The organism is Aestuariicoccus sp. MJ-SS9, assembly GCF_032586235.1.
Taxonomy (GTDB): Bacteria; Pseudomonadota; Alphaproteobacteria; order Rhodobacterales; family Rhodobacteraceae; genus Aestuariicoccus.
In genome coordinates, this window is record NZ_JAWHTD010000097.1 from 1 (window position 1) to 4,368 (window position 4,368).

Annotated in this window: 4 protein-coding genes; all 4 read right to left on the minus strand. The window is 60.9% G+C overall.

The genetic code is table 11. The features are described from left to right. Window positions 1-87: 87 nt before the first annotated feature. The gene (locus tag RXV88_RS23170; protein ID WP_316296081.1) at window positions 88-1,134 is read right to left on the minus strand and encodes an Ldh family oxidoreductase; all 1,047 of its coding nucleotides are present in this window, start codon (window positions 1,132-1,134) and stop codon (window positions 88-90) included. A 7-nt stretch (window positions 1,135-1,141) separates the two neighbouring features. After that, entirely contained in the window at window positions 1,142-2,422 is a 1,281-nt protein-coding gene (locus tag RXV88_RS23175) for a TRAP transporter large permease (protein WP_316296083.1), read from the minus strand. A gap of 12 nt (window positions 2,423-2,434) precedes the next feature. Then, window positions 2,435-3,004 carry a TRAP transporter small permease gene (locus RXV88_RS23180; RefSeq protein WP_316296084.1) on the minus strand — a complete coding sequence of 190 codons (570 nt, stop codon included), beginning with the start codon at window positions 3,002-3,004 and terminating at the stop codon, window positions 2,435-2,437. Between the two features lie 69 nt (window positions 3,005-3,073). Beyond that, window positions 3,074-4,054, minus strand: a complete 981-nt coding sequence (locus RXV88_RS23185) for a sialic acid TRAP transporter substrate-binding protein SiaP (protein ID WP_316296086.1) — start codon at window positions 4,052-4,054, stop codon at window positions 3,074-3,076. Window positions 4,055-4,368: the final 314 nt, after the last annotated feature.

Genomic DNA, 4,368 nt, shown 5'->3' on the forward strand with positions numbered 1-4,368 from the left:
GCCCAACTGCTCATACCCCACGGCTATCATGCTGGATTCAAACAGTGAATCCTTCAGCCGATTTGTGCAACAAAGCCGCTGGAAACCTTAAACCACGGGGGCAATCTTTAGGCTGCGTGCCAACTCGGCAAAACTGTCTGCAGTCACCGGATCAAGCGTGATCCCGTTTTGGCGGCGTTCCATCGCCAAAGCCCATTCGCGATCACCTGGCGCCATTACCTTTCCGCCGGGCCGGGCAGGAGAGGCGCGCAAAAGTTCCAAATACCGCGTTATCCCGGCCTGCACCATTTCGGCCCCAGCAAAGGCGCTCGGGTCGAGTGCGATGACAAACGCTCCCATCCCGCGCGGCGTGCTGAAGTCTGGCCCTCCCATGGGGGCAATATCCGGCGAGAGTTTCATGCCCGTGAGCACTGCCGATAGCAGTTCGGCCACGCCACCCAGTGCCGCGCCCTTGAACCCGAACGCACCTCCCAAAGGTGCCAGCATGTCCGCCAGATGCGGGTCCGTCGTATCGGCGCCGGTGCTGTCAGATGCCACGTCTTCGGGAAGGGTGGTGCCGGTGGACCGGTAGAGTTCCACACGGTTGTAAGGCACGGCACTTGTTGCCATGTCCAGAAGCCACGGGTTCCCCGGGGCAGGGCACGCGACGGACAAAGGGTTGGTGCCGTGAAAGCGCTCTGCCCCATCGTGCAGGCGCACGAAGCTGTCACTGTTGCAGGTGGCCAGGGCCAACATGCCCCGCTGGGCCGCGCGCAGGGTATAGGCACCGGCCGGTCCGAAATGCGAGGAACGGGTAATGCCCACCGCGCCGATCCCCGCCTCGCTGGCCAGATCGCAAGCGTGCTCCATCGCGGAGTATGTGGCGCGCGCGCCCTGGGCATTGTCACCGTTCAGCATGCCGGAGCCGCTCCGCGTCCGGCTGAATTCCAGCTTGGGTCTCTTGTTCAGCCGACCGCCCTGCAGCGATTTGGTGTAATGGGGCAAGAGGCGCACGCCATGGCTGTCGACCCCATGAATGGTGCCGTGCATCATGGAATCCGCGCAGTCGCGGGCGGTTTCGTCGTCAGCGCCCACGGCGGTCAGAACGTCACGGCAGAACCGGGCCAGATCCTCGATCGGAACAGGGTGTGTCATGGCGGTCCTAGCGGTAGATCAGGGTCGGCAACCACATGGTGATGCCGGGGACGAAGGTCACTAGCAGCAGCACGAGCACCAGCGGGACAAGGAAGGGAGCCGTGCCGACAACGCATTGCTCGAACGGGATCTTGGCTACGCGCGCCAACACATAGAGCACCATGCCCACTGGCGGCGTCAAAAGCCCCAGCATCAGGTTCAGCACCATGATCACGCCAAAATGCACGGGATCGACGCCAAGCGTCACGGCAATCGGCAACAGCACCGGCACCATGATCGTGATCGCTGCCACGGTCTCCATGAAACAGCCCACGGCGAGCAGGATCAGGTTGATCAGCAACAGCAGCACCCACGGGCGGTCAGAGATGGTCAGCAACCCGGCGGCGAAGAGTTCCGGCACCCGGTTGGAGGTCAGGATCCAGGCAAAGATCGCGGCGGCGCCAACAACCAGCAGGACGACCGCCGTCGTTTCGATGGTGTCAAAGCTGACGCGCAGGAACCGGCGCACCGAAAGCGTCCGATACACGATCAGCCCCAGAAACAGCGCCCAGGCACAGGCGGCCACGGCGGCCTCGGTCGGGGTGAAGGCGCCCGACAGGATTCCTCCGACGATGATGACGGGTGTGAGCAGGGACAGAAATGCACGCCGAAAGCTTGACCACAGGACCGACCAGTAAAAGGTCTGGTCGCGGCCAAAGCCTTTGCGCCGGGCCATGATCGAAATCATGATCATCAATGAGAGCGCCATCAGGAGACCGGGAATGAACCCGGCGACAAACAACTGTCCGATGCTCGCCCCGGCGACGACTCCGTAAATCACCATCGGCAGGGAGGGTGGAATGATCGGCCCGATGGTCGAGGAGGCTGCGGTGATTCCGACCGCGAACTTCGGGTCGTACTTGGCGTCTCGCATAGCCTTGATCTCGATCGCACCGAGGCCGCCCGCGTCGGCGACCGCGGCGCCCGACATACCCGCGAAAATCACCGAGGCGCCCACGTTCACATGGCCCAGGCCGCCGCGCATCCAGCCGACAAGCGCTAGCGCAAAGTTGAAGATCCGCTCGGTGATCCCGGCGGTGTTCATCAGGTTTCCCGCCAGAATAAAGAAGGGAACGGCCAGCAGGGGAAAGCTGTCGACACCGTTGATCATGCGGTGCGCCACCACCATGGGTGGCGGTGAGCCATTGAAGATAATGAAGATCGCCGAGGATCCGGCGAGGGCGACAGCAACCGGAACGCCCAGGACCAGCATGCCCGCCAGCATTGCGAAAAGCCAAATGATGTCCACTGGAGGGTGCTCCTAGTCGATGGCGCGGATCTGGTCCGCATGCAGGTAGGGGTCGATCAGTTTGCTGGTGCCGGTGCTGAGGTGACGCCAGGTGTTCCATGCGGAATAGAGCGCCATACAGACGAAAGCGGCGGCAACGATCCAGTAGACCGTCGATTTGGGGAATTCGAGAGAGACCATCATCTGCTGCGTGCGGCCCGCGATTTGCGAACTGAAATACGCGAGCATGATGAAGAATCCGGTGGTCACCACATCAATGCAGGTCTGTGCGACCCTTCGCCCGGTGCGGGGGATCCATCGGTAGAAGAACTCAACGGCGATATGGCTCTGCTTGCGAGTGGCCATGATGGCCCCGATGAAGGTCACGCCGATCAGCATGAAGCGCGCGACTTCTTCGGTCCAGGCGATGGAGTCGTTCAGGATATAGCGCGTAAAGAACTGAAGAAACACGACAAAGGCCAAACCCCAGAACAGCATCAGCACCAAGCTGTCATCCCATCTCTGATCCGACAGGTCGATTTCCTCTTCTTCGAGGATGATCGGTGCCGTCAGCTTTTCTTCGGACGAGTCTGGTCCGCTCATGGCGTTTCCTTCGAGGTATTTGGGGAGCAGGCGGGCAGCGGGCCCGCCTGCCTGCGTCAATGGGTCAGCTTATTCGATGGCTTGCAGGCGATCGTATGTCGCCTGGTCCCACGTCGCCATTTCGCCGTTGTGCATGACCTTGACGGCCTCGATGAACGGGCCACGGTCGACTTCGTTCACCTGGACGCCTTCACCGCGGAACCATTCCGCCAATTCGCTTTCTGCCTTGATGATGGCATCCGTGGCGCAGACGGCGGTGTCCTTGGTCACCTGCGACAGCGCGGCTTGATCGGCCTCGCTCATTGCGCCCCATGCCGGGCCGCCAACGATGGTCAGCAGCGCATCCGTGATGTGGCCGGTCAGGTTGATGTCACTCTGCACTTCGTAGAACTTCTTGGCCTGGATCGTGGGCAGGGGGTTTTCCTGTGCATCGACAGTGCCCTGCTGCAGCGCCAGATAGACCTCGGCAAAGGCGATCGGGGCCGGGTTGGCGTCGGTGGCCTCGGGGAACATCATGTAGAGCGGCGCGTTCGGCACGCGGATCTTCAGACCTTCCATATCGGCCGGCGTCAGGATCGGCTTGTTCGAGGTGACATGTCGCGCGCCGTAATAGGTCATCGCGGTGATCTGGTGGCCGGTGGCATCGGTGTAGCCCTGGGACAATTCTGCAAACAGATCCGAATTCCGGAACTTGTTCCAGTGATCCCAGTCGCGGAACATGAACGGCGCACCGCCGATGGCGATGGGACCGTAGGAGCGGCCGGCAAACAACTGCCCGGTGTAGATGATATCGACCGTGCCGAATGCCAGGCCTTCGTTGATGTCGACCTCCTTACCCAGCGAGGAGGCAGGGAAGACTTCGATCCCGTAGCGTCCCTCGGTGGCCTCCATCAGCAGGTCGTTCGCGGCCACAGCGCAGGTATGGTATGGCTCGCTCGATTCATACACGTGCGCCCATTTCAGCTTGGTTTCGGCCGATGCCATGGCAGGCAAAAGCCCTAGCACAGCAACGGCGGCGGTGGTGGCGAAAAGCGTATTCTTGGCTCTCATGTCGTTTCTCCCTTTGGTGACGCGGCTTTGCCAGTGGGGCTGCAACGTTCAATTGATTACCCTATGGGTTACGCTGTATTAAGCAAGTCGCCAGAGTTGAAATTGACGCGTTTTTTCAATGATTTGCCGAGACAATCGACTCTGTTGCACAAATCGGCTGGGGATTTATCTTGTGAATCCAGCATGGTAGCTGGTCTGCATGAGCAGACCTACATCCCCAACCTACAAGACTAGGTGGTCGGGTTTGAACAACGCCTTCAGGCGGACTGAAGGCGGGGATTTTGTGTGGTGGGCGTGTGCAGGTCGGCGAACAA

Bases quoted from the DNA above. Each gene is read 5' to 3' on its own strand.
- RXV88_RS23170 (WP_316296081.1), bottom strand. From the start codon at position 1,134: ATGACACACCCTGTTCCGATCGAGGATCTGGCCCGGTTCTGCCGTGAC.
- RXV88_RS23180 (WP_316296084.1), bottom strand. From the start codon at position 3,004: ATGAGCGGACCAGACTCGTCCGAAGAAAAGCTGACGGCACCGATCATC.
- RXV88_RS23185 (WP_316296086.1), bottom strand. From the start codon at position 4,054: ATGAGAGCCAAGAATACGCTTTTCGCCACCACCGCCGCCGTTGCTGTG.